General features: G+C 67.5%; 16 protein-coding genes. 4 read left to right on the top strand and 12 right to left on the bottom strand.

What is annotated here, in order from left to right; genetic code table 11:
• The first annotated feature begins 19 nt into the window (after positions 1-19).
• Together ACYQ3G_RS17090 and ACYQ3G_RS17085 are read left to right on the top strand one after the other, a co-directional pair.
• A complete protein-coding gene (locus ACYQ3G_RS17090) occupies positions 20-2,464 on the top strand; it encodes a c-type heme family protein (protein ID WP_459827897.1) in 2,445 nt (814 codons plus the stop codon).
• A complete protein-coding gene (locus ACYQ3G_RS17085; RefSeq protein ID WP_459827895.1) occupies positions 2,461-3,906 on the top strand; it encodes a sigma-54-dependent transcriptional regulator in 1,446 nt (481 codons plus the stop codon). The genes ACYQ3G_RS17090 and ACYQ3G_RS17085 overlap by 4 nt, the downstream gene beginning before the upstream one ends.
• 193 nt (positions 3,907-4,099) lie before the next feature.
• Here ACYQ3G_RS17085 and ACYQ3G_RS17080 read toward each other — a convergent pair whose 3' ends face one another.
• The 9 genes from ACYQ3G_RS17080 to ACYQ3G_RS17040 all read right to left on the bottom strand — a co-directional run bounded on the left by ACYQ3G_RS17080 (position 4,100) and on the right by ACYQ3G_RS17040 (position 19,828).
• A complete protein-coding gene (locus ACYQ3G_RS17080) occupies positions 4,100-7,192 on the bottom strand; it encodes a PAS domain-containing sensor histidine kinase (RefSeq protein ID WP_459827892.1) in 3,093 nt (1,030 codons plus the stop codon).
• Positions 7,193-7,282: 90 nt separating this feature from the next.
• Positions 7,283-7,534 carry an MCP four helix bundle domain-containing protein gene (locus ACYQ3G_RS17075; protein ID WP_459827889.1) on the bottom strand — a complete coding sequence of 84 codons (252 nt, stop codon included), beginning with the start codon at positions 7,532-7,534 and terminating at the stop codon, positions 7,283-7,285.
• Positions 7,535-8,100: 566 nt separating this feature from the next.
• Positions 8,101-8,460 carry a hypothetical protein gene (locus ACYQ3G_RS17070; RefSeq protein ID WP_459827886.1) on the bottom strand — a complete coding sequence of 120 codons (360 nt, stop codon included), beginning with the start codon at positions 8,458-8,460 and terminating at the stop codon, positions 8,101-8,103.
• 2 nt (positions 8,461-8,462) lie between these two features.
• Complete coding sequence (locus tag ACYQ3G_RS17065; RefSeq protein WP_459827883.1) at positions 8,463-8,609, bottom strand: hypothetical protein; 147 nt, start codon at positions 8,607-8,609, stop codon at positions 8,463-8,465.
• A gap of 74 nt (positions 8,610-8,683) precedes the next feature.
• Entirely contained in the window at positions 8,684-9,295 is a 612-nt protein-coding gene (locus ACYQ3G_RS17060; protein ID WP_459827880.1) for a response regulator transcription factor, read from the bottom strand.
• A complete protein-coding gene (locus ACYQ3G_RS17055) occupies positions 9,283-10,431 on the bottom strand; it encodes a PAS domain-containing sensor histidine kinase (protein WP_459827877.1) in 1,149 nt (382 codons plus the stop codon). The genes ACYQ3G_RS17060 and ACYQ3G_RS17055 overlap by 13 nt, the downstream gene beginning before the upstream one ends.
• A gap of 55 nt (positions 10,432-10,486) precedes the next feature.
• Positions 10,487-12,085, bottom strand: a complete 1,599-nt coding sequence (locus ACYQ3G_RS17050) for a sigma 54-interacting transcriptional regulator (RefSeq protein WP_459827874.1) — start codon at positions 12,083-12,085, stop codon at positions 10,487-10,489.
• Between the two features lie 22 nt (positions 12,086-12,107).
• A complete protein-coding gene (gene pbpC / locus ACYQ3G_RS17045; protein WP_459827871.1) occupies positions 12,108-14,477 on the bottom strand; it encodes a penicillin-binding protein 1C in 2,370 nt (789 codons plus the stop codon).
• On the bottom strand, positions 14,474-19,828 hold the full coding sequence (locus ACYQ3G_RS17040) for an alpha-2-macroglobulin family protein (protein ID WP_459827868.1): 5,355 nt from the start codon (positions 19,826-19,828) through the stop codon (positions 14,474-14,476). The genes pbpC and ACYQ3G_RS17040 overlap by 4 nt, the downstream gene beginning before the upstream one ends.
• Positions 19,829-19,964: 136 nt before the next feature.
• Here ACYQ3G_RS17040 and ACYQ3G_RS17035 point away from each other — a divergent pair, with 136 nt between their 5' ends.
• The gene (locus ACYQ3G_RS17035; protein ID WP_459827864.1) at positions 19,965-20,519 is read left to right on the top strand and encodes a LemA family protein; all 555 of its coding nucleotides are present in this window, start codon (positions 19,965-19,967) and stop codon (positions 20,517-20,519) included.
• A gap of 9 nt (positions 20,520-20,528) precedes the next feature.
• Positions 20,529-22,397, top strand: coding sequence for a DUF2207 domain-containing protein (locus ACYQ3G_RS17030; RefSeq protein ID WP_459827861.1), 1,869 nt, complete (start codon positions 20,529-20,531; stop codon positions 22,395-22,397).
• Positions 22,398-22,466: 69 nt separating this feature from the next.
• On the opposite strand, the gene ACYQ3G_RS17025 is transcribed toward ACYQ3G_RS17030, so the two are convergent.
• The 3 genes from ACYQ3G_RS17025 to ACYQ3G_RS17015 all read right to left on the bottom strand — a co-directional run bounded on the left by ACYQ3G_RS17025 (position 22,467) and on the right by ACYQ3G_RS17015 (position 26,996).
• Positions 22,467-23,321 (bottom strand): HDOD domain-containing protein, encoded by an 855-nt coding sequence (locus ACYQ3G_RS17025; protein WP_459827858.1) that lies wholly within the window; start codon positions 23,319-23,321, stop codon positions 22,467-22,469.
• A 2-nt stretch (positions 23,322-23,323) separates the two neighbouring features.
• Positions 23,324-25,201, bottom strand: a complete 1,878-nt coding sequence (locus tag ACYQ3G_RS17020) for a GspE/PulE family protein (RefSeq protein WP_459827855.1) — start codon at positions 25,199-25,201, stop codon at positions 23,324-23,326.
• A 106-nt stretch (positions 25,202-25,307) separates the two neighbouring features.
• Entirely contained in the window at positions 25,308-26,996 is a 1,689-nt protein-coding gene (locus tag ACYQ3G_RS17015) for an ATP-binding protein (protein WP_459827852.1), read from the bottom strand.
• Position 26,997 lies beyond the last annotated feature (1 nt).

Genomic DNA, 26,997 nt, shown 5'->3' with positions numbered 1-26,997 from the left:
CTTCATCCCAGGCCAGGACATGCACATCCCCAAGCCGTCAAAGATCCAGACCAAGTTCATCTCCGGGCTTCTCGTGGCCTCGATCATTCTGGGAATCGCCTTTTCCGTGGGGTTCTACGTACACATGAAGAACGTCCTGGAGGAGGAGGTGCGGGACAAGGCCCTGCTCATCTTCACCCATGTGGACTCCATCCAGCATTACGTGCGGGATGTGCTGCGGCCGACGATGTACGAACGGCTGCCGTCCTCCTTCGTCATCGAGGCCATGTCGTCCTCCTTCGTTTCCCGGGCCATCATGGCTCCGGTCAACGATGACCGGGACGGGACGATCTACCGCCGCGTGGCCATCGACGCACGCAACCCCGCCTACGAGGCCAATGAGCACGAGCGCGCGCTGATCAAGTATTTCCGAGCCAACCCCGACGAAGAGTTCTGGCAGGGCTACAGGGTGATTGATGGGGAACGGTACTATCTCAAGGTGCGGTCCGTGCGCTTCGAGGAGTCGTGCATGTATTGCCACGGCCAGCCGGAAAACGCCCCGCAGGAACTCATCGCCCTCTACGGGGTGCGCGGCTTCGGCAAGCAGCTCGGGGCCATCGCGGGGGTGGATTTCGTCGGCATCTCGGTGCACAGCAGCGTCGGCCGGGTGCAGCAGACCATCCTGACGTATTTCGCCTTCTTCGCCCTGGGCGCGCTCTTTTTCTTCTCCGCCACCAACATCCTGTTTCGGGTGCTCGTGGTCAACAACCTCAAACGGCTGAGCAGCGTCTTCCGCCGCAACGTGGCCGATGCCGAGGGCTCGGACCTGCTGAGCAGGCTCGAGCAGGGGGACGAGATCGAGGAACTCGTCGAGGGCATGGAGCAGATGGGCGACCACCTTTTCGAGGCCCGGCGGCAGCTCCAGGATTATGCGGAAAACCTGCGCCTGATGGTCGACGAACGCACCGAGGCGCTGTCGCGCGAGGCGGAGGCGAGGCAGGCCGATGTGCGCCTGTTCGTGCGCCTGCTCGAGGACATGCGCCAGAGCAGTTCCCGCGCCGAACTGTGGAATTACGCGCTGCCCCAGATCTGCACGCGTTTCGGCGCGCGCGGCATCGCCTATGTCTGCACCATGGCCTCCCAGAATTACTACGTCTGGCCCGAAAGCATGGGGGCGCCAGTTCTGCCGGCCGACTTCGTGGACGTGCTGACAGGCAGCGCCTGCATTCAGACCGGGGCGCGCATCTTCGTGCCCGTCGAGTCGAGTTCCGGCAACGCCGAGGGCATCCTTTGCCTGACCTGGGACAGCGAGGAGGAGGCCGCCAGCCACGACCGCGGCGTCATGCTGGCCCTGGGCCGACAGCTCGGCACGGCCGCCGAGAACCTCACGGCCATAGACAGCCTTCTGCGGCAGATGCGGGTCCTTGAAACCATCGTCGAGGGCATCACCGACCCGCTGGCCCTCATGGATTCGAGCTGTGCGGTGCTGACCGTGAACCAGGCAGCCCGGCAGCTGACATCCGAACTGACGGACGGCGCACGCACCGACGGGAACATGCTGGCCATCTTCTTCGACACCGAAGCGGGCAATTGCCCCATGCTCGACGCCATCCGCAGCGGCGCGCCGGACCAGCGCGAAGTGGAACTGCCCGGCGGGAGGTCCTTTTCCCTGTCCATGTACCCGGTGCGCAGCCAGGAGGCCCAGGCCGACCGCGTCGTGGTCTACGTACGCGAGACGACCATGGAGAAGCGCATGCGCGCCCAGGTCTGGCATTCGGAGAAGATGGCGACCGTTGGCAAGCTCACGGCCGGCCTGGCCCACGAGATCAATAACCCCCTGGGCGTCATCCTCTGCTACGCGGGCCTTTTGCGCCAGACCGTCACGGAGCCGCAGCAGGCCGCGGATTTGGACATCATCGAGCGGCACACCCGCCAGGCCCAGCGGGTCCTGCAGGAGTTGCTCAATTTCGCCCGGCCCAAGGCCGCAGGGTCCGGAACCTCGGACGCCTGCTCCGTGGCCGCGTCCGTGCGCGACGTCTTTTCCGTGCAGGCGGCCAAGAAACGGGTGGGACTGAAGATGGAGAGCTCGCCCGGGCCGATTTTCGTGCGGCTGGGAATCGGTGAACTGGAGCAGGTCGTGAGCAATCTGGTCATCAACGCCCTCGACGCCGTCGATGAAGGGAGCGGCGAGATCGTGATCAGCGTGGCGCCAGACGGGGACTGCGTGAACATCGTCGTGGACGACAACGGGCCGGGCGTCGCGGCGGCCGATGAACCGCACATTTTCGACCCCTTTTATTCCACCAAGGCCATCGGCGCGGGCACGGGCCTGGGGTTGGCCGTGGTCTACGGGATGATCCGGGACGTGGGCGGGACGGTCGTCATCGAACGTTCGCCCCTGGGAGGAGCGCGGTTCGTCGTGACCCTGCCAGCCCAGCCCGGCGCCCCGCAGACGCAATCCGGATATCGAGGACGTACGTCATGAATGGAGTTGCAGCACCGGACCGCGTCCGGGAGTACCGGATCGTCGTCGCCGACGACGAAGGGGATTTCGCCCGCGGCCTGGCCCGCCTCATTGGCGGCCATTTTCCGGAATTGAACGTCGTCGCGGTCCAAAGCGGCCGCGAAGCCCTGCGGGTCATGGCCGAGGGCCCTGTCCAGCTGATGATCACGGACCTGCGCATGCCCGAAATGACGGGCATGCAGCTCCTGACGGAAGCCCTGGCCGTAAACCCGGGCCTCAGCACGGTCGTGCTGACGGCGTACGGGACCATCGAGACCGCGGTGGAAGCCCTGCGGATCGGGGCCTATGACTTTCTGACCAAGCCCATCGAGCCGGAGCAGCTCTTCAGGGTGGTGGAGAAGGGGCTCGAGCGCAGCAGGCTGCTGGAGGAGAACAACCGCCTGCGCGAGATACTCGCCCGGCAGGACGCCGGCGGGGAACTGGTCGGCGAGGGCCGGGCCATGCGTCAGCTCAAGCGGACCGTGGCGGCCGTGGCCCAGTCCGAGTACACGGTGCTCGTCCGCGGGGAGTCGGGCACGGGCAAGGAACTGGTGGCGCGGCTCATCCACCGCCTCGGATCCAGGGCGGCCCGCGCGTTCCTGTCCGTGAACTGCCCCTCCATCCCGGAGAACCTGCTGGAGAGCGAGCTGTTCGGGTACGTCAAGGGCGCCTTCACGGGGGCGGACCGGGACCACAAGGGCCTCTTTGCCGCGGCTGACAAGGGCACGATGCACCTCGACGAGATCGGGGACATCTCGTCTTCCGTGCAGACCAAGCTGTTGCGGGTCCTGCAGGACGGCGAAGTCCGCCCCGTGGGGTCGAATTCGACGATGCAGGTCGACGTGCGCCTCATCGCCTCCACCAATCAGGACCTGGAAGCGGCCATGAAGGCCCGGACCTTCCGCGAAGACCTCTACTACCGCCTGAACGTACTGGCCATCACGTTGCCCCCGCTGCGCGACAGGACCGAGGACATCCCGCTGCTGGCCGCGCACTTCTTCCGGGTGGCCTGTCGCGAGATGGGCCTGGCCGAGAAGGAGGTCGACCCCGAGGTCATGCATTGGCTGGCCGGCAACCCGTGGCCGGGAAACGTGCGCGAGTTGCAGAACTTCGTGCGGCGCATGACGGTCTTCGCCACGTCGGAACGGGTGGACATGAACCTGATCCGTCTCGTCTGTCAGGGTGCCGGGGCGTCCGTTCAGCCCGAAGGGTGCACCCGCGTGCCGGGCTCCCAGCTCGGGGAGTACAAGGCCGCCAAGGCCGAGGTCGTCAGCGCCTTCACCGAAGGCTACGTCCGCGACCTGCTGGCCCAGACCAGGGGCAACGTGTCCGAGGCCGCCCGCGTTTCGGGCCTTTCGCGCGTGGCCCTGCAGAAGATCCTTGTGCGCATGGGGGAAAGCGCGTCCCGGTTCAGGGACGGCTGAGGCTTCTCTGAGAAGGGCTTCCCTACCGTCCGGCGCTCCGGCGTCCTGACGTCCCCGGCAGACGACCGTCGAGTTCCGCCCCACGGTTCTTCCGCCACGGGGCCGCCATGGGGCGCTGTGCCACTTGCGCCGTTTCGCGGCATTTTCGTGTCAGGGTCCTGGTCGACGTGGGTTCGTGCGTTCCCGCCTTTACTCACCCCGCAATGGGCAGGTCGATATAGAAGACCGTGCCCTTCCCGAGTTCCGACGACGCCGAAAAACGTCCGCCATGACCCGTGGTGATGATGAAGTACGACACCGAAAGTCCAAGCCCGGTGCCGATGCCGGTCGGTTTCGTCGTGAAGAACGGCTCCATGATCCGCTTCTGCACGTCCGGCGTCATGCCGGGGCCGTTGTCGCGCACTTCCATGCGCAGGAATCCGCCGTGGACGCGGACGTTGATGTCGATTCTGGGCTCCCTCGGCGCAGGGGAGACTTCGGCCATGGCCTGGGCTGCGTTGCGCAGTATGTTGAGAATGACCTGCTCAATTTCCGTTTCCGTGCAGATGATGTTCGAAACGGGCTCTTTGACGACGATGCTCACGGCGATCTGCTTGAAGTCGTAGGCCTTTTTCAGGTCGTAGTCGTTTCTGGCCAGGGCGACCGCCTCATCGATGATCTTGCGGACATCGCACGTCTGCCTTCTGGATTCGCTCTTGCGGCTGAAGAGGAGCATGCGCGTGATGATTTCCGACGCCCGCAAGGCCGCGCTCTGGATGTGGTCGATGAACTCGTCGAGTTTTCTGGCGCGCATGTACCGGTCCATGGCCGCCATATCCAGGCCCAGCTCCTCGGCAGTCTCGATGTTCTTCGGGAAGTCCGGCCGGCTGCGCTGTTTCAGGTTCTGCGTCGCCTGCACGATGATGCCCAGGGGGTTGTTGATCTCATGGGCGACGCCGGCGGCGATGCCCCCGAGGGAGACCATTTTTTCGGACTGGACCATCATTGCCTGGATCTTGCGCATCTCCGTCACGTCCCGGCTGATGGACAAGATGGCGGCCTGACCGGAGATCATGATCGACTTCGCTGAAACGAGATGGGTCGAGGAGTGGCCGTCCTTGTGGTAGAATTGCATTTCGACGTTGTGGAACTTTCCGTGTTGCCGGACCTGTTCCGTCAGCATTTCCAGCTGTCGAAGGTCGGAGTGCAGTCCGAGTTCGTCGCGCGTCAGGCCGAGGACTTCCGCGCGATCGTACCCCAGCATGGCCAGGAACCCTTCGTTGACCTGGATGATCCTGCCTGTTTCGAGATTGGAAAGGACGATGCAGTCGGGGCTGAGCATGAAAAGTTCGGAAAATGTCCTTTCCGATGCCTTGAGGGCTTCCTCGGCGCGTTTGCGTTCGGTGATGTCCTCGACGGTCCCGTCGAGGTGCGCGAAGCCCCCTTCTTCCCCCGCCTGCAGGGTGGCATGCATGACCCCGTAGAGAGGGGAGCCGTCCCTGCGCCTGAACTCCACTTCCATGGTGGCGCCCTCGGGGTTTCGGCGCAGCGCTTTCAGGAACCTCTGCCGGGCCTGGGGCCGAGGATATATGTCCCGGGCGATGTCCTTCACTTCCCGGATGATGTGCGCGGGGTTTTCGTATCCGAACATTCTTGCCAGCGTGGGATTGGCATCCAGGAAACGGCCGTCGAGGGTTGAGCGGAAGATGCCGATGGGGGCGTTGTTGAAGATGTCCCGGTACTTCTTTTCGCTCTCGGCCAGGGCGAGTTCGGCGCGCTTCTTGTCGGTGATGTCCAGGACCATGGACAGGATGGCGTCCGTGTCCCCGTACGGCACCGGAACCGAGGAGAAGAGCAGGTGGGCTGTTTTCCCGTCGGATCTGCGTGATTCGATTTCCCGATTGAAAATTCCGCCCTGGCGGATAGTGCCCCGGATGGCCCGGCACTGTTCGGGCGTGGAACCGGTGAACTCCTTGGCCAGCATGAGCAACGCTTCTTCCCTGGAAAAACCCGTGCTCTTCACAAAGGCGTCGTTGACCTCCAGGAAGCGTCCGTTTTCCATGTCGTTGATGACGATGGCGCAGGGGGCGTGGTCAAAGATCGACTTGAACCGGCGCTCGCTGTTCTCCTTGGTTTTCAGGATGTTTCTGTATTCGGTGATGTCCCTGCCTTCGGCGATGATGTACGTGCATTGTCCGTGTTCGTTCTTCAGGGCGGAACACGCGAAGTCGATATAGCGTTCCTCGCCGGTCCGGCTGACATGCACGGCATCGCTCCAGTACACCCCTCCCCCCGTCGCGATGGCCATGGCCGTCTTTCCGATGCGCCGACCCTCCTCCTTGTCCGGCCACCAGGGCGCTTCCCAGAAGCATTGCCCCAGAACCTCCTGTTCATGGCGCAGGGTATTGATGGCCGACCGATTGATCCTCAGGATGCGGCCGTCCAGATCCAGCAATGCGAACAGGTTGAAGGCCTGGCTGAACAGGGCCGACGAGATGGCTTCTGTTGCCCGAAGTTCGTGCTCCACGGTTTTCTGCCGGTGGATGTCCACGCTCATGCCGATGATCCGGCTGGGACTGCCGTCTTCATTCCAGGACACGGCCCGTCCTTTCCCCATGATCCAGCGCCACTCCCCGGCCGTGGTGCGCATGCGGAACTGGGTTTCGACGATGCCGATCCCGCCTTCCCGTATGTAGTCGTCCATGGCCTGTGCGACCGACTCCGCGTCGTCGGGATGCGTCAGGGACGCCCAGCCGGCGAAACTGGACGGGACGTCGTCGGGTATGTAGCCGAGGGTGGCGAACCATTCAGCACTGAAAGCCGCCTTGCCGGTCTGGGGCCAGTACTCCCAGACGGCCGTCTGGGTCCCCTTCAATGCCAGGTCGAGCCGCTCCGCCTGGTCCCGTATTTCGGCCGCGGCGGCGTGGAGGGCCTTCTCCCTGCGCGCGAGACGGTTCCGCAGTACCACCGCTGTTGCCGTCAGCACGAAAAGCACGGGCAGCAGGCCGCCCAGCGCGAACTGCAGAAACCTTTTTTCCTCGGGCAGGAGGAAGGCGCAGAATTTCGGCGGAATCACGCCATCGCCCCCCGCAAGCCCCTCCGGCTGGATGCGCGCGTCGGGCGATGACCCGAACGCGTCGCGATGCTCTGAAATCCCCGTCCGCTCTTCTGCATCGGGCCCTTCGCCCGCTTTCGCCGGCGAAGCCGCCATTGCAAGGACGAACAGCGCGACGGCGAAGCCGACGGCATGCATCAACAGGACAAACCTTGCGGCCAGGCGATATGTATTGGTGGCTGACTGCGTCATTTCATGACCTCGTTACGTGGCTTTCCCCTGGAACTCCGCTCTTTCCGGCGTCGTGCAGGGTGTCCGGTGCGGTTCTTCTTCGGGTCGCGGTCATCGCAGCAGTTTTTTGGCCACGGCCAGGAGCTGTCCCGGCTTGAAGGGCAGGTTCGTGGGCAGATCGGCGAGGCTGCCCTTGGTGCGTAGCAGGTATTCGACCGAGGGCAGGGAAACATGGCCGATGTCGTCCATGTTTTCGGAGAGATCGCGCATGCCTGAAATGCCGGATAGACCTATGGCCAGGGCGACGATGGCCGTCAGGCAGAATCCTCCGATGAGTTTCGGGCCGAGTTTGATATTTTTCACGAGGCGTTCCTTAATGCAGCGTCTGGGTTGTGGTTCGGATGAGTCCCATTCCATCCGTGGGAAGAGGACAATGGGGGCCGGGAGTCAGGCATCGACACGCACGACGCGTGAATCCCGGCTTTCCCTTTGATCAAGAGGAGTGCCAGCAGGGAGTTTTTCAGTAATATCCGTAAATACAGTTAGTTGGGCCCGTGAAGGGCGCGAGGCCTAGCGGCGGGGCATCAATCAATCTTGATGCGCGCGGAGGGTAATGGCGGTTGTCGTCAGGCAGGGCGCGGGCTGCGGCGGGATATCAATTTTTTGAGACTATCAAGTTTTCTTGACATCTTCGCCTGGAATCGGCGGTGAAATGCTGGCGCTCTCTGTTGTCGCTAAAAGCAGGGCGCTCTGTTCCAGGACATTTCCAGGTCAGGAGTCGAGATTGATGATGCCGGGCAGTTCCGGGGAACGCTGCACAGCGATGCAATGGCAGTGTCTTGACTGGAAGCGTGGAGTCAGGGTCTGTTTCCCCCTGCGGCCGAGCAGGGGAAGGCAAAGAAGGGGCAGGCGCGTACGCCGCATGCGTTTCAGTCGGCCGGGCGGATCGCCCGGCGCATGGCCTGCAGGCAAAAATCCGGCAGGCCGGCCGCGGACACCCTGCGCCTGCAGTTGTCGGGCAACCTGGCCAGGCACGCCTCCTCGTCCAAGGCTGCCGCGTCCTGTATCGTGCGGCCCAGGGCCGCATCGCAGCACAGGGACGCGCAGACCAGACCGTCGCCGGGGATGTTCGTCAGGAAGCCCGCGTCGATGACCCGCCCGTCCTCCACGGTCAGAAATATCTCCACGAACCGTCCGTCGTCCTCGTTGCGCCCGCAGGACGACGGCCTGCCCGGCATGCCCAGGTGCGGCGGGTCGAAGGCCAGTACCTCGAATTCCTCGTCGGTCATGCTCACCGCGAATTCTCGAATCGTTTGGCCTCGCCGAAATCGAAACTCCGGTTCAGCAGCCTGGCCGGCCTGCGGCGTCCCAGCAGACACAACGACAGCACGAGGCCCAGGGCCCCGGCCAGCAGAAGAAGCGTACCGATCTGTTCCATGACATCCTTCCTGTTTGCGGGGAGGATAGCCGCGGGCCGGCGGGACGCAATCTTGTCGGACGATTCCGACAGGGCTACAGGCCGGGGATTCTGCGTTCCAGGAGATAGCGGATCAGGGCGGATGTGGTGGCGATGCCCAGCTTGCGCATGGCGCGGGTGCGGTAGGTGCTGGCGGTCTTGACGCTGACGCCCAGGGCCGCCGCGATCTGGGTCATGGTCTCGCCCCGGCCCAGGCGGCGGGCGACCTCACGCTCCTGGCGCGAAAGGCCGTCCAGGGCGTCCATCCGCTCCCCCGTGCCGAGCAGGGACGGGCTGACGAACATCCCGCCGTCCAGGACCGAGGTCATGGCCTCCTCCAGCTCCTCGGGGGCCGAGTTCTTGCTCAGGTAGCCGCGGGCGCCGAGGCTCATGCAGCGCTGGGCGTATTCGGTCTCGTGGTGCATGGACAGGACGATGACGGGGAGTCCCGGCCGCGCGTGGTGCACGAGTTCCAGAAAATCCAGGCCGCTGCCGTCGGGCAGGGAAATGTCGAGGATGATGAGGTCGAAGGTCGCGCTCTCCAGGACGAGCCGCGCCTCGTGCAGGGTCCCGGCCTCGGAGAAGGCGCACTCGGGAAAGCGGTCGGCGATGATGTTCATGGTGCCGCGGCGGACCACGGCGTGGTCGTCGATGATCAGGATGCGCATGGCCTGGCCTCGCCTGCCAGGGGAATCCTGGCCAAAATGGTTGTTCCGCCAGCCTTCGGGGCGGTGATCTCAAGGGTGCCCCCGACCATGCGGATGCGTTCCCGCATGCCCATGAGGCCCAGAGAGCCGGATGATTCGGGACGGCCAGCAGACATGCCGACGCCGTTGTCTGATACGTCGAGGGTCAGGGCCGCTCCGGACGCCTGCACGCGCACGTCGATGCGGGTGGCGCCGGAATGCCTGGCCGCATTGGTCAGGGCCTCCTGCAGGACCCGGTACAGGGCCGTGGACTGATCCGCCGACAGGTCGGGGATGGGGCCGGCCTTGAGGTCGATGCGCAGGCCCGAGCTCTGGGCGAAGGTCCGCGTCAGCCAGGCCACGGCCTCGGCGAAGCCCAGCTCGTCGAGCATGGGCGGCCGCAGTTCGCGGGAGATGCGGCGCACGGTCTCCAGGGTGCCGGCCACCAGGCCGCGCAGTTCGGCGACCTGCCCCTGACGGGCGTCCCCTGCCGGGAAGGAGCGCTCCAGGCGGTGCAGCCCCATGTTCAGGGCGGTCAGGTCCTGGCCGAGCACGTCGTGGATCTCGCGGGAGATGCGGCCGCGCTCCTTCTCGATGCTGTCCTGCAGGTAGCCCGACAGGGCCCGGTAGCGTTCGCGGGACACTTCGAGCTCCTCGGTTCTTTCCCGCACCCTCTCCTCCAGATGCAGCTTGGCCTGGTCCAGGAACATGCGGGTCCTGACCCTGTCCGTGACGTCGCGCAGGGACAGGCGCCAGCCCCGGAAGCGGCCTCCGGGGTCGAAGACCCGCGTCGTCTCCTGGGCCAGCCAGATCTCCGTCCCGTCCAGACGCCGGATGCGGAAATCCATGGAGGAAATGTCCCCGCGCACGTCCATGGCCTGCCGCCAGCGCGGGAAGTCGTCGGCCGCGATGATGCGCTCGAAGAACCCCGGATCGCGCAGGGCGTCTTCGGCCTCGTAGCCCGTCACCCGGCTGCAGGACGGGGAGATGTAGAGCAGGTCCCCGGCGGGGCCGATCCAGACTTCGAGGTCGTAGGTGAAATCGGCCACGGTCCGGTAGAGGCGCAGAAGCCTGTGCCGACGGGTCCGGAAGAGGAAAGGGCGGCGGCGAGCGGTCATGCGGTCGCTATGACCACGAAGGCATGGGCTTGGCAAGTCTCGGGTCGACGGCGCCTCACTCGATACGCAGGGGCCGCGTCACCCGCAGGGCGTGCTTTCTGATCTTGTTCAGCATGGCCGTGTGGGACAGCCCGAGTGCCCGGGCCGCCTGGCGCACGCTGCGGGCGCGTTTGAGGGCCGATTCCAGGATGTCCTTTTCCAGCCTGTCCAGCTGCGTCTTCAGGGCCTGGCCCGGTTCGGGGCGCACGGCCGGGGCCGCCTGGCCGGGGACACGGTCGCCCAGTTCGTGGGCCAGGATGACGAAGCGCTCGCCGATGACGTCGTCGGGGCAGAGGATGGCCGCGCGGTCCATGACGTTTTTGAGTTCGCGCACGTTGCCCGGCCAGTGGTGGGCGCGCAGCTTGGCCAGGCCCTCGGGCGCGATGGCCTTGGCCGGACGGCCCATGCGCGAGGCCAGGGTGAAGAGGAAGTGCTCGGCCAGCAGGCCGATGTCGCCGGGGCGCTCCTGCAGGGGCGGGATGTGGATGGGCAGGACGTTGATGCGGTAGTAGAGGTCCTGGCGGAAGGAGCCGTCCTCGACCATCTTTTCCAGGTTGCGGTTGGTGGCCGTGATGATCCGGGCCCGGATGGGAATCTCCCGCGACCCGCCGATGCGGCGCACGCAGTGGTCCTGCATGACGCGCAGGAGCTTGGCCTGGGAGGACAGCGGCATGTCTCCGATCTCGTCCAGAAAGACCGTGCCCTCGCCGGCCACCTCGAAGAGCCCGGCCTTGCCGTCCTTGAGACCGCCCGTGAAGGCGCCGCCGACGTAGCCGAAGAGTTCGCTCTCCAGCAGATGCTCGGGCAGGGCCGCGCAGTTGATGGGCACGAAGGGCCCGGTGCGGCGGCTGGCCGTGTGCATGGCCCGGGCGAAGAGCTCCTTGCCCGTGCCAGAGGCGCCGCGGATGCAGACGATGGAGTCCGTGGCTGCGATGAGCTGGGCGTAGCCGATGAGGTTGTTGATGGCCTGGTCCTGGCCGACGATGTCCGAAAAGCTGATCTGGGAGGGCTCGGAGATGCTGCGGGCCAGCATGCGAATCTCCTGCATGTCCCGGGCGATCTCAACGGCGCCGATGATGTGCCCGCCGCCGTCGCGGATGGGGCGGCAGGTGGCGAAGTACTGGAAGCGCCCCGACGGCGTGACCAGGGTCTTCTTCACGTCCGCCCACTCGCGGCCCTGCAGGCCTTCGAGGATGGATGCGTCGGACAGGCCCAGTTCGCGCAGGTCGCCCCCCAGGACCTCGTCCTGCTCCAGGCCCAGGATTTCGCAGGCCACGGCGTTCATGGTCGTGACGCGACCCGCGGCGTCCACGGCGATGACCCAGTCGGCGATGTTGTCCAGGACCACGCGCAGCCTGCGGGCCTGCTCCTCCTGGGGCAGGGTGTCGATGGGCCGCGAACTGGTCAGCCCCGGGATGTCGGCCAGGGACTGCGCCAGGTCCGTCGGGGCGGCGTCGGCCTCGCGGTGCTCGACCTCGACGTAGACATGGGCCAGATCGTCCACGCGGTCCACTTCCATGGACACGATGTTGAACATGCGGTCGGCGATGCGCCGCGACAGGTCGGCGACGATGCCGACGCGGTCGCGGAAGACGAGGTGGAGCTTGATGGGCATGGTGCCTCCGTGCCCCTGCCTATCAGGGGGCGCCTGCGCTGCCAAGACCGGCCGGGGTCCGCACGGTGAAGGCGGCGCGGGCGCTGCGGCCCAGATCGTCGGTGACCGTCGCCTCGTGCCTGCCGGGCGCGAGGGGCACGAAGCACGGGCTGTCGGGCGGCCCCTGGCCGGCGAAGCGACCGTCCACGTACCAGACGTGCGTCGTCGTCCCTGCGCCGGGAGCGGCCGACAACGCCAGACGCTGGAAATCGGGCGGCACGTCGGGGCGGGTCAGATACGGGGTGTCCGGGTCCGGGGACAAAATGACGGGTCCGGCTTCCGCGGGCACGTCGAGGCACTCGGGGTCCATGCGCGGCAGGGCGGGCAGCGGCGCCCCCTGGGCCTGCCTGTAGGCTACCAGCTCGGCCGGCCAGACCAGGACCGTCTCGGCCCGCGACGGGCGGTGCAGCAGGCAGTCCCCGTGCAGGCGCAGGCCCGATTCCGGCGACGTGAAGATCTGCCGGTGCATGGCGCAGACCGGCAGACGCGTCACGCCGGCGATGGCCGGGCTTGAGACCGTGGGGCAGAAGGGGCCCGGCCTGTCCCCGCTGTCGGCGCAGACGTCCGTTCGCGTCAGGCCAGGGGCCGGGAAGTCCGGCAGGCGTCCGCCGCCCGGGGCCAGGGTCCGGAAGAGGTCGAAGAGCAGCGGGGCGGCGTGGCGCGTGCCCGAGATGCCCGCGCACTGGGAGCCGTCAGGGTTGCCCGTCCAGACCCCGATGGCCAGGTCGCGGTTCACGCCCACGGCCCAGGCGTCGCGGTGGCCGAAGGACGTCCCCGTCTTCCAGGCCACGGCCGGGGCGCCGACGGTGAACTGCCAGGCGTCGGGCAGGTCGGGCCGCCTCGTCGAGGCCAGGATGTCCAGGACCATGGCCGCGGCCTCGGGGGAAAAGAGCCGCTCCGCGCTCCCGGATTTTTCCGGCTGTCCGGCCAGGGGTTCGACCGGCTTGAACACGCCTCCCGCGGCCAGGGACGCATAGAGGTTGGTCAGCTCCAGCAGGCGCACCTCGCAGCCGCCCAGGGCCAGGGGCAGCCCGTAGTGCCCGGCCGGCCGCTCCAGGGTGGACAGGCCCCCGCTACGCAGCAGGTCCAGGAACGGCGCGGTGCCCAGACGGTGCAGGAGGCGCACGGCCGGGACGTTCAGGGATCCGGCCAGGGCCGTGCGCGCGCTGACCAGGCCCTGGAAGTTCTGTCCGTAGTTTTCGGGTGCGTAGCCGGAGAAGTCCGTGGGCACGTCGAGGAGCATGGAGTCGGGAACAAGCTCCCCGCGGTCGAAGGCCAGGGCGTAGAGGAACGGCTTGAGGGTCGAGCCTGGGGATCGCCGCGACAGCGCGTTGTCGACCTGGCCCTCCCCGGCGGCCCAGAAGTCGGCCGAGCCAACCCAGGCCAGGATGCGGCGGCTTTCGACATCCATGACGACCACGGCGGCGTTGCCCACGGCCTCGCGCCGCAGGCCCTCCATCCGTCCGGCCACGAGGGCCTCGGCGATGCCCTGCATGCGGGCGTCAAGGCTCGTGCGGATGACGCTCTCGCCGGGCAGCCGCGAGCGCACCCAGCGGCTGAAGTGGGGCGCGCCCTGCGGCACCGGGGAACGCGAGGCCAGGAGCGGCAGCGCCATGCTCTCGGCCACCCGGCCGGGCTCGAAGACGCCGTGGGCCGCGAACCGCCCCAGCACCCTGTCGCGCACGGCGCGGGCCGCCTCGGGGTTTCGCAGCGGGTTGTAGCGGGAGGGGGAACGCGGCAGGACCGAGAGCAGGGCGATCTCGCCCAGGGAAAGGGCGCGCGGGTCCTTGCCGAAATAGTGCCATGACGCGGCCCCCACGCCGACCACGTTGGAGCCGAAGGGCGCCATGTTCACGTACCAGCGCAGGATTTCGGCCTTGGAATGGCGGGCGCAGAGCTGCAGGGCCCGGAAGGATTCGATCAGCTTGGCCGTAGCCGTGCGCGGTCGCGGGTCGGCCAGGCGGGCGACCTGCATGGGGATGGTCGACGCGCCGCTGACGATGCGGCCCGCGCGCAGGTTGGTCCACAGGGCGCGCAGGGCCGCGACGGGGTTGACGCCTGGGTGGCGGTAGAAATGCCGGTCCTCGGAGTCGATCAGGGCCGCGGTCAGCTCCGGCGAGATCTCGTCCAGACTCAAGGGGAAGCGCCACATGCCGTCCTCGGCCAGGAAGAAGCGCAGGGGGCGGCCGCCGCGGTCCAGGACGCGCGCGGAGAAGGGCGGTTCGAGGCGTTCCTCCTGAAAGGGGAAGAGCCGGTCCAGAATGACCCCGAGCAGAGCGGCCAGCACGAGGCAAAGGGACGAGACGGCGGCCGCCCGTCGCAGGGCGGCCGCCGTCCGGGAGCGTTTCGTCATGGGACCGGTTCGTCGCGCACGACGCGGATTTCACCCACGGGGCCGCTTGCGCGCAGGCTCGGGACGTACATGGCCTCGGCCTGGACCGGCGGGCAGGCGAAGGTTCCCGGCGTCACGGCCCGCAGCACGGCGTGGCGCACGTGCCAGTCGCCGTCGCGCAGGTCCGTGAAGACCAGGATGCGGTCGTCGCGCAGGTCCTGGTAGCCTTCCAGCGTCTTTTCCTCCTGCATCCAGTCGAGGCGCTCGGTCGTGGCCAGGCGGGGGTTCTCCACCTCCAGGCCCGCGGGCAGCAGGCTCTGCACGACCACGTTGTCCACGCGGCCGGTGGTGCTGCGGACCCGCGTCTTCATGACGACGAGCTGGCCCTGGCGCACGGCGGCCAGGTCCAGGGGCCGCCCGCCCTCGTCCAGGAAGGTCTGTTCGACCTCCAGGCCTTCGGAGCGCGGCGCATGGGCGTCCCTGTGCGGCGTGCCGGAGGTCAGGACGCTCGCGTAGACCACGCGGTCGGCCGGGGTCTTGCTCAGCTCGACGGCTTCGGCCGCGGCGATGTCCCGGACCACGAGGAGCCGCGTTTCGTCGAAGTCCCGCGCCCCGCCGGCCCACGTCATGGAGCCGGCGAAGGGGCGGTCGTCGTCCCGGCCGGAAAGGTACTTGCCCAGGGCCATGAATCCCAGGCTCGTCTCCTGCGTCGAGTACCAGACGTTCGCGCCCAGGTCCTGGCCGAGCCGGTTCATGAGGTCCGGCAGGCGCGGGTCGTCGGGCATGGCCGCCAGCAGGACCAGGGCCGTCAGGGCCCTGTCGCGCAGGCCCGAGCCGAGGTTGGCCCCGCTCTCGCGCCTGGCGTCGTCGAAGGTTGGCGCGAGGTGCAGGAGTTCGAAGCCCGGGGCCTGGTTCCCCGACGCGAGATAGGCGCCGGCCAGGAGGGTCCGGGCTACTCCGCTCAGGGTCTTGCCGAAGGTGGCGCGCAGGTAGTCCTGGCTGCCCAGGTCGGGTCTTTGCCCCAGGGCCAGGACATAGAGGGCGTAGGCGGCCTGCTCGACCTTGTCCGGCGGGCTGCCGGGTTCCGGGGCGGCGAGGGTGGCGATGTAGCCGAGGCCGCCGCCCAGCATGTCTCCGGGTACGGTGTGGCCGGCCTGGCGCGCTTCCAGCAGGAAATGGCAGACGTAGGCCGAGACCCAGGGGTTGGGCTCCGTGTCGCCGGGCCAGAAGCCGAAGCCGCCGGACGGGGTCTGCATGGTCTGCAGGCGGCGGATGGCCGTCTGGACCAGGCCGGCCGGGCCGGCGGCGTTGAACCGCCCGGGCGCAAGATCGGCGGCCAGGGCCGCGAAGTGGAGCAGCGGGAAGGCCTTGGACACGGTCTGCTCGGCGCAGCCGTACGGGTAGCCCAGCAGGTTCTCCAGCTGTCCCGCGAAGCGCGTCAGCGGCGACGTGGACAGGCGCACGGTGCGCCTGACCGTGCCGGGGATCAGCCTGTCCGGGGCCGGCCCGGCGATCCGCCCCGACTCCTCCCCGAGGGCCGTGTTTTCCAGCAGGCGCTCCACGGGCAGGGGCGAGCGCTGGTCGAGCTCCTCTCTGCCCGAGGCCGTCTCCCCGTTCCCGGCGGCCGTGAAGGCCAGGCTGACCTTGCCCTCATCGGCGCCGCAGCGCAGGGGCACGTACACGGTGCCTTCGCGTCCCGGATCGAGGGGCAGGGGGGCGGGCATGTCGCCCAGGCCGGCCGGGCCGGAAACCGTGGCGGTGATGCGGAATTCCCCGGCCGTCGGCGTGTCGTTGCGCAGGGTCAGGGGAATCTCGACGGTGTCGCCCGGCGACAGGAAGCGCGGCAGGGTCGGGGTCAGGACGAGGGGGCCGCGCACGCGGGTCATGGCCGTGCCCGTGCCGAAGGCGCGGTCGCGGTTGGCCACGGCCACGATGCGTAGGGCGCCCTGGAAGTCGGGCAGGCGCAGGCTGTGGGTCACGGAACCGTCGGCCCCGGCCGTGAGCACGCCGGACCAGAAGGTTACGGGGCGCACCCTGCGGATGCCTTCGGTGCGCATGAAGGACGAGGCCCCGGCCAGGGCGTCGCCGCCGCCGGCCAGGGGCCGGTGCAGGGCCAGGTGCGGGAAGAGCAGGGCGAAGTTGTCGAAGCTGGCCACGTCCAGGGCCCGCTTGGCGTAGAAGTGCCCGAAGGGGTCGGGGTTGCGGCCGCCGGCCAGCTGCATGATGCCCTCGTCCACGGCGGCCACGGTCACGCGTGCGCCGGGCTCGGCCTGGACCGTGATGCGCAGGTCCGTCTCGGGGCGCGTTTCGGCCGGGGCGTCCACGCGCACGTCCATCCTGTTGGACAGGCTGTCCACGAACAGCGGAATGGCGCCGAAGGCGCGGCCCGGGGTGCCGGGCAGGATGTCCCCGGCCCGGCGGACCAGGGTGGCCGTGAGGTGCACGTTGGGCTGCCAGTCCTCGCGCACGGGGATACGCAGCTGGCCCGTGTTGCCCGTCAGTTCGACGATTTCGAGGTGCTCCACGCCGCGCCCCTCGACCGTGACCAGGGCCTTGCCCGGGAAGGGGGCGCGGATCTGGACCGAGGCCGTCTCGCCGGCCCTGTACCCTTCCTTGTCCGGAATCAGCTCCAGGCGGGCCGGGTTCTTGACCGCCCAGGGCGAGTAGCCCCACCCGCCGCAGTAGAATTCGACCTCGGCCACGGCCCCGCCCTGCGGGTCGGCCAGGCGCACTCGGTAGGAGCCGTAGTCCGGCGGGACCACGCTGAAGGAGCCCGCACCATCGCCTGCGGCCACGCGCTGGGTCGAAACTTCGACGGGGTTGCGTACGGACTCGTAGGCGAAGCCTTCCTCCGTGCGCCGCATGATCGTCTGCCAGCGGTCCTGAAAGAGGGTGGCGACCAGCTCCGGGTGCTTCGTGCGCAATCCGTCGGGGGCCACGGTCACGAATTCGAAGACCGCCGTCTTGCGGGGTTCCAGCTCCGCGGACTCGGGCCGCTTGAGGCCCGGGTAGAGGCTGTAGGCGTGCACCGGCACGCGCCGCCTGGCCGTGACCCCGCGTCCGCCCTGCTCGCGCACGCGGCCCGTCAGCTCGGCTTCGAGGGCCAGGGGCGGGGTGAGATCTTTGGGGATGTCGACGGTGAAGACGGCGCGGCCTTCGCGGTCCAGCCTGGTTTCGGTCGCCATGATGGCCAGGGGCTCGAACGTGCGCCCTGGGTCGCCGAAGGCGTAGGCCTCGAAGCCCTTGGGCGCGAAGCCCGCGGCCACGAGCCTGGCCTTGACGCTTGCGGACAGGTTCGAGGCCGGCGGCCCGAAGAGGTGGCGCGAAGCCACTTCAAAGGGCAGGACCCGGCCGGGCGCGGCCCCGGTGCTGTTCGTGGCGATCTCAACGCTGATGCGGTCGGGGATGAACTCCTCGACCTGGTAGGTCCAGGACCCGATGGCCTGGCCCGCGCTCATGGCCTGCAGCAGGTAGCGCCCGGTCAGGGACCAGTCGGGGACGTCCAGGCTGAAGGAGGTCATGCCCCGGTCCGGGGCCAGGTTCAGGGTGCGCAGCAGGCGCCCCTCGGGGTCGCGCTGCTCCATGGTCAGGGGGCGGTCGGGCGGCGTGCCGATGCGGCCGTCGCGGACTAGCACCGCGCCGTCGACAGTTTCGCCCGGCCGGAAGATGTCGCGCTTGCCGTAGACATAGGCCTGCAGGTCGGCCCCGCCGATGCTCGCACCGCTGACGTCGAGGCCCGTGGTGTCGACGCGGAAACGCTCCAGGAAGATGAAGCTGAAGTCTTCGCCCGATGAGGCCAGGATCATGGCCGGCTCGCCATCCTCGTCATTGCCGGAGGAGGGGATGCGGGCCAGGCCCGCGGCGTCGGTGCGGACCGTGCCCAGGACCTGGTTGCGGCTGCTGACGAGACGCACCTCGACGCCCTCCAGAGGCCGCAGGTCCTCGATGGACGCGGCCCAGACCAGAAATCCGGCCGCCTCCTGCTTGGCCACCAGGCCGATGTCCGTCCGCAGGACCCAGCGCGTGGCGCCGCGATAGTCGCCCGGCAGGCTCAGGCCCAGCTTGTAGAGGCCGGGCCGGCCGTCGGGGATGAGCTCCGACAGGGACAGGGTCCGTTCCTGCACCTCGTTGGGCGCGGACGTGAGGGCCACGGTCTCGCGCAGGATCTCCGTGCCCAGGTGGTAGGGCACCGTGTCCCTGGCACCGCCGCCGTCGAAGATCGAATACCCGTAGTCCTGGAAGAGTGGGCCGAGGTTGTTGAGGAAAACGCGGCTGACGGTCAGGTCCGCGCTGTCGGCGTTGACATGCTCCACGCCAAGCAGCCCGCTGCCCTGGCGGGGCAGGAACATGCCCGTGGCCGAGAAGTCCACGCTCGGCGGCAGGTCGGGCATGCGCACGGGCGTTTCGTGGTCGGCCGAAAGCTCCGCCCCGTCCGCGGCCCTGAGACCCTTGGCGATGCGCAGCACGTACTGGCGGCCCGGGGCCAGGGCCCCGCTCACGGTCGCGGTCCGCCCGCGGGCTGAAACCGAAACCTCGGCCAGCGGGTCGACGCGCAGCCGTTCCCGCAGGGCGGCCGCGTCGACCGGCGCGGAAAACTCGATCTGGATGCGCGCCTGTCCCTTGTCGGACTGGGGCAAGACGCCGTCCACGCGCAGCACCGGGTCCAGGCGCAGGACGATCTCGCGCCGGAACTCCCGGCCCAGCGTCAGGCTCTTGCCGGCCACGGTCAGGGCCGGGTCGAGGCCGAGGGTCAGGGTCCGCGCCTGGGGGGTCTTGCGCACGGGGACGCTGCGGAACCCGAAGCTCGTGGAGCGCCAGCGGGTCTGCAGGACGAGCTCGACCTGCGTGCCGTTGCCCTCGGTCAGGCGCAGGGCGGGCAGGAGCTGCTGCGGGTCCACGGGCGCGTTGAAGGTGATGTTGCCCTCCAGTTCGACCATGTCGGCCCCGGCCTCCGAGGCCAGCTCGTTCACCGTCAGTTCGCGGACCTCGAAGCTGCCTGTGCGCATGACGAGGTCGCGTCCGCCAGCCAGGACATCCGCTGGGAAGACCTCGGGGCTCAGGATCAGGGTGTACTGCATGTCCAGGGGCAGCGGGGTCTGGGCCAGGAACTTGAGGGTGAAGGGGTTGGTCCAGACCCACTGCCCTTGGGCCGCGGGGGCGATGGCGGCCGGCGCGGGCATGGCGCGCCTGGCGTCCGGCACGGCGCGGTCGAATTCCACGGCGATGGTCGTGCGCATGGCACTGTCCAGGCTGACGGCGCTCACGGCCAGCTCTTGCGGCGCGGGGGGGAAATAGCGGTCCCGGAGCAGCCAGGTCTGGACGGCGACGACGAGCAGGAGCAGGACGATGACCCAGTTCTTTGCGGCGGACATGATCACCTCGCGCGGGCTGAAGGGTGTCTGGTGCCCATGGTCTGGCAAGGTCCGGTCCAAAAAGCAAGGACGCGCTTTTCAAGGAGGGCCCTTTGTCCTAGAAGGACTGCATAAACGGCATGCTTTCGGAGGGCTTATGATCGGTCTTATTGTGGTGTCCGCCCTGGTCGCGGCTGTGGTCCTGTGGGCGGTCATGATCTACAACGGCCTGGTGCGGATGCGCAACATGGTGGAGGAAGCCTGGAGCGGCATTGATGTGCAGCTCAAGCGGCGCACGGATCTGATTCCCAACCTCGTGTCCACGGTCAAGGGCTACGCGGCCCACGAGAAGGGCACGCTGGAGGAGGTCATCCGGCTGCGCGGCCTGGCCCAGAACGCCCACGGCGTGGGCGAGACGGCCCAGGCCCAGGGGCTTTTGGGAGCGGCCCTGGGCAAGCTCTTCGCCCTGGCCGAGAATTACCCGGACCTCAAGGCCAACGCCAACTTCGCCCAGCTGCAGGCCACCCTCGGCGAGATCGAGGAACAGATCCAGCTGGCCCGGCGATACTACAACGGCGCCGTGCGCAACCTGAACATCGCCGTGGAGTCCTTTCCCTCCAACCTGGTCGCCGGGCGCTTCGGGTTCGCCAAGGCCGAGTTCTTCGAACTGGAGAGCGCGGCTGAGCGGGCCGTGCCGACGGTTTCGTTCTAGGCGGCGGCCATGCGCATCAGACTGGTTCTCGCATTCCTGCTGACCCTCGTCGCCGCCTGTCCGCTGTACGCCCAGCCGGAGCGCATCCTCGACTTCGCCTCCACGGTCGTCATCGACCCCGACGGGTCCATGGTGGTCACGGAGAACATCACGGTCCTGGCGACGGGGGATCAGATCAGGCGCGGCATCGTGCGCGAGTTTCCGACCACGTACCAGGGCGCGGACGGGAAGACCGTGCGGGTGGGCTTCACCCTCGCCGACGTCCGGCGCGACGGGCGGCCCGAGCCCTACCACACGGAAAACAGGTCCAACGGTGTGGCGATCTACATCGGGCAGAAGGACGTCATCCTTGCGCCCGGCACCTACACGTACACCCTGACGTACTCGACGACCCGCCAGCTGGGCTTCTTTCGCGATCACGACGAACTCTACTGGAACGTCAACGGCAACGGCTGGCGGCTGCCCCTGGACCGGGTCGGCTGCGTCGTGCACCTGCCGGGCGGGGCCGCGGCCCTTGAGGCCGTGGCCTACGAGGGGCCACAGGGCAGCACGGACAGCCGGACCTTCGCGGCCGGGGAGAACCGCGTCGTCTTCGCCTCGTCCCGGCCGTACGATCCCGGCGAGGGCTTGACCATCGCCGTGTCCTGGCCCAAGGGCTTCGTGGCCGAACCACCGGCGCCGGGCGTGGCCGAGACAATCATGGCCGAGGGCGGAAGCCTTGTGTTCGTCGGCTTCGGGGCCGCGCTGCTCTTAACCTACTACCTGCTGGCCTGGCTCAGGGTCGGCCGGGACCCGGCCAAGGGCGTGATCATCCCGCGCTTCGCCCCGCCCAAGGGTTTTTCGCCGGCCATGGTGCGCATGCTGTGGCGCATGAAATTCGACAACACGGCCTTCACGGCGGGCATCGTGAACATCGCGGTCAAGGGCGGTCTCAGGATAGCGGACAACGCCAGCGTGCGGCTCGAACTCGCCGAGCGGGCCCCGGCCGACCTGTCCGCCGGGGAACGGGCGGTCTGGGATGAGCTGCGCACGGCCGGCTCTTCCGCCGAGTTGAAGAACACCAACCACAAGGTCGTGGGCCGCGCAAGGCAGGCCATGAAGGACAAGCTCGGCAAGGAGCTGTCCTCCACGTACTTCCTGGCCAATTCGGGCTGGGTGGCCCCCGGCGTGGTCATCACTCTGGCCACGGTCGGGGCCATGGCCTTCGGCGCGGACGTTCCGCCCGTGGTTCTTTTCCTCTGCGTCTGGCTGACGGGCTGGACCTTCGGCTGCGTCACGCTGCTGCGCAAGGCTTTTGCCGCCTGGCAGGCGCGGGGCGTCATGGGCAAGGTCGGGGCCATGGCGCTTTTGGCCTTTTCCCTGCCTTTCCTGGGCGGGGAGGTCATGGGCCTGAGTTTCCTGCTCAGCCAGACCGGCCTCGCGCCGGGCGCCGTCTTTCTGGGGATGATACTGACCAACGCCGTCTTCTACGAACTGCTCAAGGCCCCGACCCAGGCCGGTCGCCGCGTCCTCGACGAGATCGAGGGGTTTCGGCGCTACCTGTCCGTGGCCGAGGAGGACCGCCTCAATTTCATCCACCCGCCCGACGAGACGCCGGAGCTCTTCGAGAAGTTCCTGCCCTACGCCATGGCCCTGGATGTGGAGAACGAGTGGGGCGAACGGTTCGCCGGCATCCTGAGCCGGGCGGGGTACGAGCCGGGTTGGTATGCCGGGCGACACTGGAACTCCCTGCACCCCGGCGGCTTCGCGACGGGTCTGGGCAGCGGCGTGTCGTCGGCCGTGTCCTCGGCCTCTTCCGCTCCCGGGAGCTCTTCGGGAATGGGAGGGGGCGGCTCCTCCGGTGGCGGCGGTGGCGGCGGCGGAGGCGGCGGCTGGTAGAAACGAGATCGGGCCGGTTCCTGAAAGGAGCCGGCCCGATCTGCTTGAACTGCGGGGGGTGCGGCGGGGCTAGGCTTCCCCTTCCTGGATGAAGGCCACGTAATCCTCCATGGTCAGCTCCAGTTCCGCGACCTTGATCTCGGACAGGTCCAGCTGGATGGCCTCGGGGCTGGTGGCAAGGTCGATGTCCGGGGTGCGGGTGATGCCGATGCCGGCCTTGGCCAGGACCTTGTTGGCCAGGCTGACCATGAGCAGGACGACGTCGCGGTCCTGCATGTCCTCGTCGTGATGGTGTCTGGCTACCATGCAGTACACGTCCGGGAGGTTCCAGGTCTTGAGGAGCTGCGCACCCAGGGCCGCGTGCAGGGAATCCAGCGCCTCCTCGATGAAGGTGCGGGGGACGGTCTCGCCCAGCTCCCCGTTTTTCTTCATGTCGGAGATGGCCAGCAGCAGAAACGCCTTGCCGATGTCGTGCAGCAGCCCGGCGAAAAAGGCCTCGTTCATCTTGCTCGGCAGGCGGCACTCCTTGGCGATCCATTTGGCGCCCAGGGCGCATGCCACGGAGTGGATCCAGAGTTCGTCCATGTACTCGCGGATGAACGGGTCCTGGGTGGCGAAGGATTTCTTCTGGGTCAGCATGGTCACGAGGCCCGACACCTCGGCCAGGCCCAGGCGGACGATGGCGTTGCGGACCGTGGTGATCTCCAGCATGCCGCGGTAGAAGGACGAGTTGGCCATTTTGAGCAGCTGACTGGTCAGGGCCGGGTCGCGCAGGATGTGCTTTTCGATGGCCTGCATGTCCGGGTCCGGCTTGGCCATCTCCTCCTGGATGGCCAGGCCCGTGCGGTCGAAGGCCGGTAGCTGCGCCTTGCCCGAGACCACGTGCTCCTTCAGGCTGTCGAGGAAGGATTTTTCCTGGTTCATGTTCAGACTCCGAGCAGGCGGCGGGTTTCTTCGAGGGAGCGGGGCTTGAGGACCAGGGGCAGGCAGCGCATGACCTCCTCCAGGGAGGTGACGCCTTCGGAGGCCTTGACCAGGCCCTCCTCGAACAGGGTGACGAGCCCGGCGCTCTCCAGGGCGATCTTGCGGATGTCGAAGCTGGTGCGCCGCTCCAGGATGGCGTTGCGGACCATCTCGTCGAGGATGAGCAGTTCGAAGACCGCGACCCGCCCGCGGTAGCCCGTGTAGCGGCAGTGGGAGCAGCCGGCGCCCTTGCGGAAGTTCGCGCCCTGCACCATGGCCTGGGTGTACCCGAACATCTGCAGTTCGCCCGGCGTGGGTTTGTAGGGCTTGGAGCATTCCGGGCAGACGCGGCGGAGCAGGCGCTGGGCCACGACGCTGACCACGGTCGAGGAGATGAGGAAGGCCTCGATGTCCATGTTCATGAGGCGGATGAGGCCGCCGATGGAGTCCTCGGTGTGGAACGTGGTCAGAACCTTGTGCCCGGTCAGGGCGGCCTGCACGGCCACCTCGGCCGAATAGTTGTCGCGGATCTCGCCGATGAGGATGACGTCCGGGTCCTGGCGCACGATGTGGCGCAGGGTTTCCTCGAAGGTCAGGTTGATCTTGGGGTCGATGGAGCACTGGGAAATGCCCGGGATGACGTACTCCACGGGCTCCTCGGCCGTGATGATGGACAAGAGCGGCGTGTTCAGGTGGTGGATGCAGCTGTAGACCGTGGTCGTCTTGCCCGAGCCCGTTGGGCCGGTGACGATGACGACGCCGCTTGGCCGCGAGAGGGCGCTTTCAATGAAGCGCTTGAGGATCTTCGGGTACATCCCGATGCCGGTGATGTCGATGAGGTTGCCCTGGCGGTTCAGCAGGCGCAGGACGATGGCCTCCCCGTGGATGGTCACGTAGAAGGAGGCGCGCATGTCGAGTTCGCCGCCCGGGTACTCGAAAAGGATGCGGCCGCCCTGGTGGCGGCGCTTCTCGGCGATGTCCGCCTTGCACATGATCTTCAGGCGGCTCGAAATGTTGGGGATGATCTCGCGGGGGAACTCCTTGTACGGCTCGAGCACGCCGTCCCGCCGGAAGCGCACGCGCAGCCTGTCCGGCAGGGGCTCCATGTGGATGTCGCTGACATTGAAATCGATGGCGTCGAGGATGATGCGCTCGACGATGCCCGCGGCCGAGTCCTCCTCGCTCGTTTCCCGCGACTGCGCCCCGCGTTCGAAGCGCTGGTAGGCTTCGACGATGGCCTCCTGGGTGGCGATGGCTGGGCTGATCCCCTCGGGAAACATGGTGCGGGCCTCGTCCAGTTCCTCCTGGTCCAGAACGTTGGCGAAGGCCACGACGATTCTGTTCTCGACACGCCCGATGGGGATGTACGCACCCTTGGCGCGGTAGGTCGAGGGCACCTGATGCAGCAGGGAAAGATCCAGGTTGGTGAAGCGCGGGTCGATGAACGGGTAGCCGAGCTGCAGGGACAGCGCTTCGAGGAGCTTGAATTCCTTGATGAAGTTGTTCTTGACCAGCACCTCGCCGAGCTTCTGCGGAGTCTGGCTTGCGCGCTGGATCTGGAACGCGGACTCCAGGTCGGCCTCGCTGATGAGCCCGAGCTCCACCAGCAGGCTGCCGATGCGCATGGACAGCTTGTTCTTGCGGATGGCGGCCGTGACCTGCTCGTCGGTGACGTAGCCCAGCTCCTTGACGATTTCGAGGAGCGGTTTGGGCCGGGTGAGCTTGCTGCGCAGCCTGGAGGCATGCACGGCCTGCTTTTCCGTCAGCAGGCCTTCTTTGATGAGGATGTCGATGAGCTCACCGTGAGCTGACGTCTGACGTGTCGTGCCGGCCTCGGACATGAGTGCTCCACAGAGAGGGTTGATGGATTCGCCAGGCTATTATCCGCAGAAATAAGTCGAGTCAAACAGGCAGGGTAGAGAAAGGCCCTGGTGTTTTGTCCGCGTGTCATACCTCGTCCCGCAGGGGCAGGCGGATGCGGAAGGCGGAGCCTTTGCCGGGCGTCGATTCGACGCTGATGGTGCCGTTCATCTTGGACAGGATGTCTCGGCAGATGGCCAGGCCCAGGCCCGTGCCCTGACCCTCGGCCTTGGTGGTGAAGAAGGGGTCGAAGATGCGGGGCAGGACGTCGGCGGGGATGCCCTGTCCGTTGTCGCTGACGGTGATGCAGACCGCGTCGGGTTCCCGGAGGGAGCGAAGTTCGACCAGACCGCCGGGCCTGTCGATGGCGTCGATGGCGTTGTTGACCAGGTTGAGGAGGATCTGCTGCAGCTCGGTGGGGGAACCCGAGACCTCCTGGACGTCGGGGTCCAGGGCGAGCCGGATTTCGGCCTCCCGGTATTTGGCCTTCTGCCGGGCGAAGCCCGCGATGTCTTCGAGCAGCGGGTTGACCCGCACCGCCCGCACAGTGGTGTCGGTCTTGCGCGCGAAGCTCAGGAGCTTGTGCGTGATCTCCCTGCAGCGGTGGCCCTGAATAGTGATGGTCTGCAGCGAGGAACGGATTTCCGTGACGTTTTCAACGCTGTAGGGATCGTCCGAGGCCAGCAGGTCCTCGATCCAGCCGGCGTTTTCCATCATGATGGCCAGGGGGTTGTTGATCTCGTGGGCCACGCCTGCGGCCAGTTCGCCGATGGCTGCGAGCTTGCCGGCCTCGACCAGCTGCCGCTGCATGTGTTGCTGGGTGAGCTCGGCCTTGAGCAGCCGCTGCTCGGTGCGGCGGGCCAGGGCTAGAGCCGTGGCGACGATGCCGGCCGCCCCGAGGAGCACGATGGCCAGCCCCAGCATGCGGGCGTTGACCAGGGGGCGCAGGACGTCGTCCATGGCCTGATGGATGACCAGGATGCCGCCCGAGGCCTTGACCGGGGCGCATCCGTACATGCGCATTTCGTTTCTGTCGTCGCGCGCTTCGATGACCACGGGCCGCCCTTCGGGAAAGACCTGTCCGGCGAGGATCGCCGTCGTTTCCCGCGTGCTCGTTCCGCTCGCGGACGGGTCGGGCGCGCCGTGCCGGTCGAGGAAGAACGAGCCGCCCGGCCCGGCGGGCTGAAAGATCCGGATTCTGTCGTCGATCTGCGCCGGGTCCAGGTGCGCCCGCAGGAGCCAGGGCGCCTGACCCGAGGCGACGCGCACGGTGATGAAGAGCTGGGAGTCCCTCATGTCGAGGCTGCTGACGAATTGCGGCCGGCTGATGGCCTGCTGGAACCACGGCGCGTCGGCTGCGGCCGGGGTGGGACCGGTGTCGGCGACGATCATGCCCGAGGCGTCGAGGACATCGAGACCGAGAAAGACCCCTTGGTAGGCGTCCTGCAGCATGTGCAGCCTGTCGCGCAGGCGGGCTGGATCGGACAGTTGGGCAAAGCCGGCTGTCCCCGCCTCCTGGCGGAGGTTTGAGATTTTCTCTTCGAGAAAGGCGTTCACGCTCTGGGCCGCGCTCATGGCCTGTTTGCCGAGGACGGCGCGGGCATTGGTCCTGTAGGCCGAGTCGTAAAAGACGTAGCCGAGGGTGCCCAGGCACACCAGGGGCACCATGGCCACCAGGATGGTCAGGACGGTGAGCTGCCCGCTCATCATTCTGGGGGAGGGGATTTTTCTGACGGGTTCGGCTGACGTGTCCGTCTCGGGCGAGGCGTGGCTCATG

It is taken from the genome of Desulfomicrobium salsuginis, assembly GCF_054657795.1.
This window is presented reverse-complemented; position numbering and strand designations above follow the sequence as displayed.

What these genes read in the sequence shown, in the direction of transcription:
- ACYQ3G_RS17070 (WP_459827886.1), bottom strand. Translation starts at nt 8,460, where the DNA reads ATGACCGACGAGGAATTCGAGGTACTGGCCTTCGACCCGCCGCACCTG.
- ACYQ3G_RS17090 (WP_459827897.1), top strand. Translation starts at nt 20, where the DNA reads ATGCACATCCCCAAGCCGTCAAAGATCCAGACCAAGTTCATCTCCGGG.
- ACYQ3G_RS17085 (WP_459827895.1), top strand. Translation starts at nt 2,461, where the DNA reads ATGAATGGAGTTGCAGCACCGGACCGCGTCCGGGAGTACCGGATCGTC.
- ACYQ3G_RS17050 (WP_459827874.1), bottom strand. Translation starts at nt 12,085, where the DNA reads ATGCCCATCAAGCTCCACCTCGTCTTCCGCGACCGCGTCGGCATCGTC.
- ACYQ3G_RS17080 (WP_459827892.1), bottom strand. Translation starts at nt 7,192, where the DNA reads ATGACGCAGTCAGCCACCAATACATATCGCCTGGCCGCAAGGTTTGTC.
- ACYQ3G_RS17015 (WP_459827852.1), bottom strand. Translation starts at nt 26,996, where the DNA reads ATGAGCCACGCCTCGCCCGAGACGGACACGTCAGCCGAACCCGTCAGA.
- ACYQ3G_RS17025 (WP_459827858.1), bottom strand. Translation starts at nt 23,321, where the DNA reads ATGAACCAGGAAAAATCCTTCCTCGACAGCCTGAAGGAGCACGTGGTC.
- ACYQ3G_RS17055 (WP_459827877.1), bottom strand. Translation starts at nt 10,431, where the DNA reads ATGACCGCTCGCCGCCGCCCTTTCCTCTTCCGGACCCGTCGGCACAGG.
- ACYQ3G_RS17040 (WP_459827868.1), bottom strand. Translation starts at nt 19,828, where the DNA reads ATGTCCGCCGCAAAGAACTGGGTCATCGTCCTGCTCCTGCTCGTCGTC.
- ACYQ3G_RS17065 (WP_459827883.1), bottom strand. Translation starts at nt 8,609, where the DNA reads ATGGAACAGATCGGTACGCTTCTTCTGCTGGCCGGGGCCCTGGGCCTC.
- pbpC (WP_459827871.1), bottom strand. Translation starts at nt 14,477, where the DNA reads ATGACGAAACGCTCCCGGACGGCGGCCGCCCTGCGACGGGCGGCCGCC.
- ACYQ3G_RS17060 (WP_459827880.1), bottom strand. Translation starts at nt 9,295, where the DNA reads ATGCGCATCCTGATCATCGACGACCACGCCGTGGTCCGCCGCGGCACC.
- ACYQ3G_RS17030 (WP_459827861.1), top strand. Translation starts at nt 20,529, where the DNA reads ATGCGCATCAGACTGGTTCTCGCATTCCTGCTGACCCTCGTCGCCGCC.
- ACYQ3G_RS17020 (WP_459827855.1), bottom strand. Translation starts at nt 25,201, where the DNA reads ATGTCCGAGGCCGGCACGACACGTCAGACGTCAGCTCACGGTGAGCTC.
- ACYQ3G_RS17035 (WP_459827864.1), top strand. Translation starts at nt 19,965, where the DNA reads ATGATCGGTCTTATTGTGGTGTCCGCCCTGGTCGCGGCTGTGGTCCTG.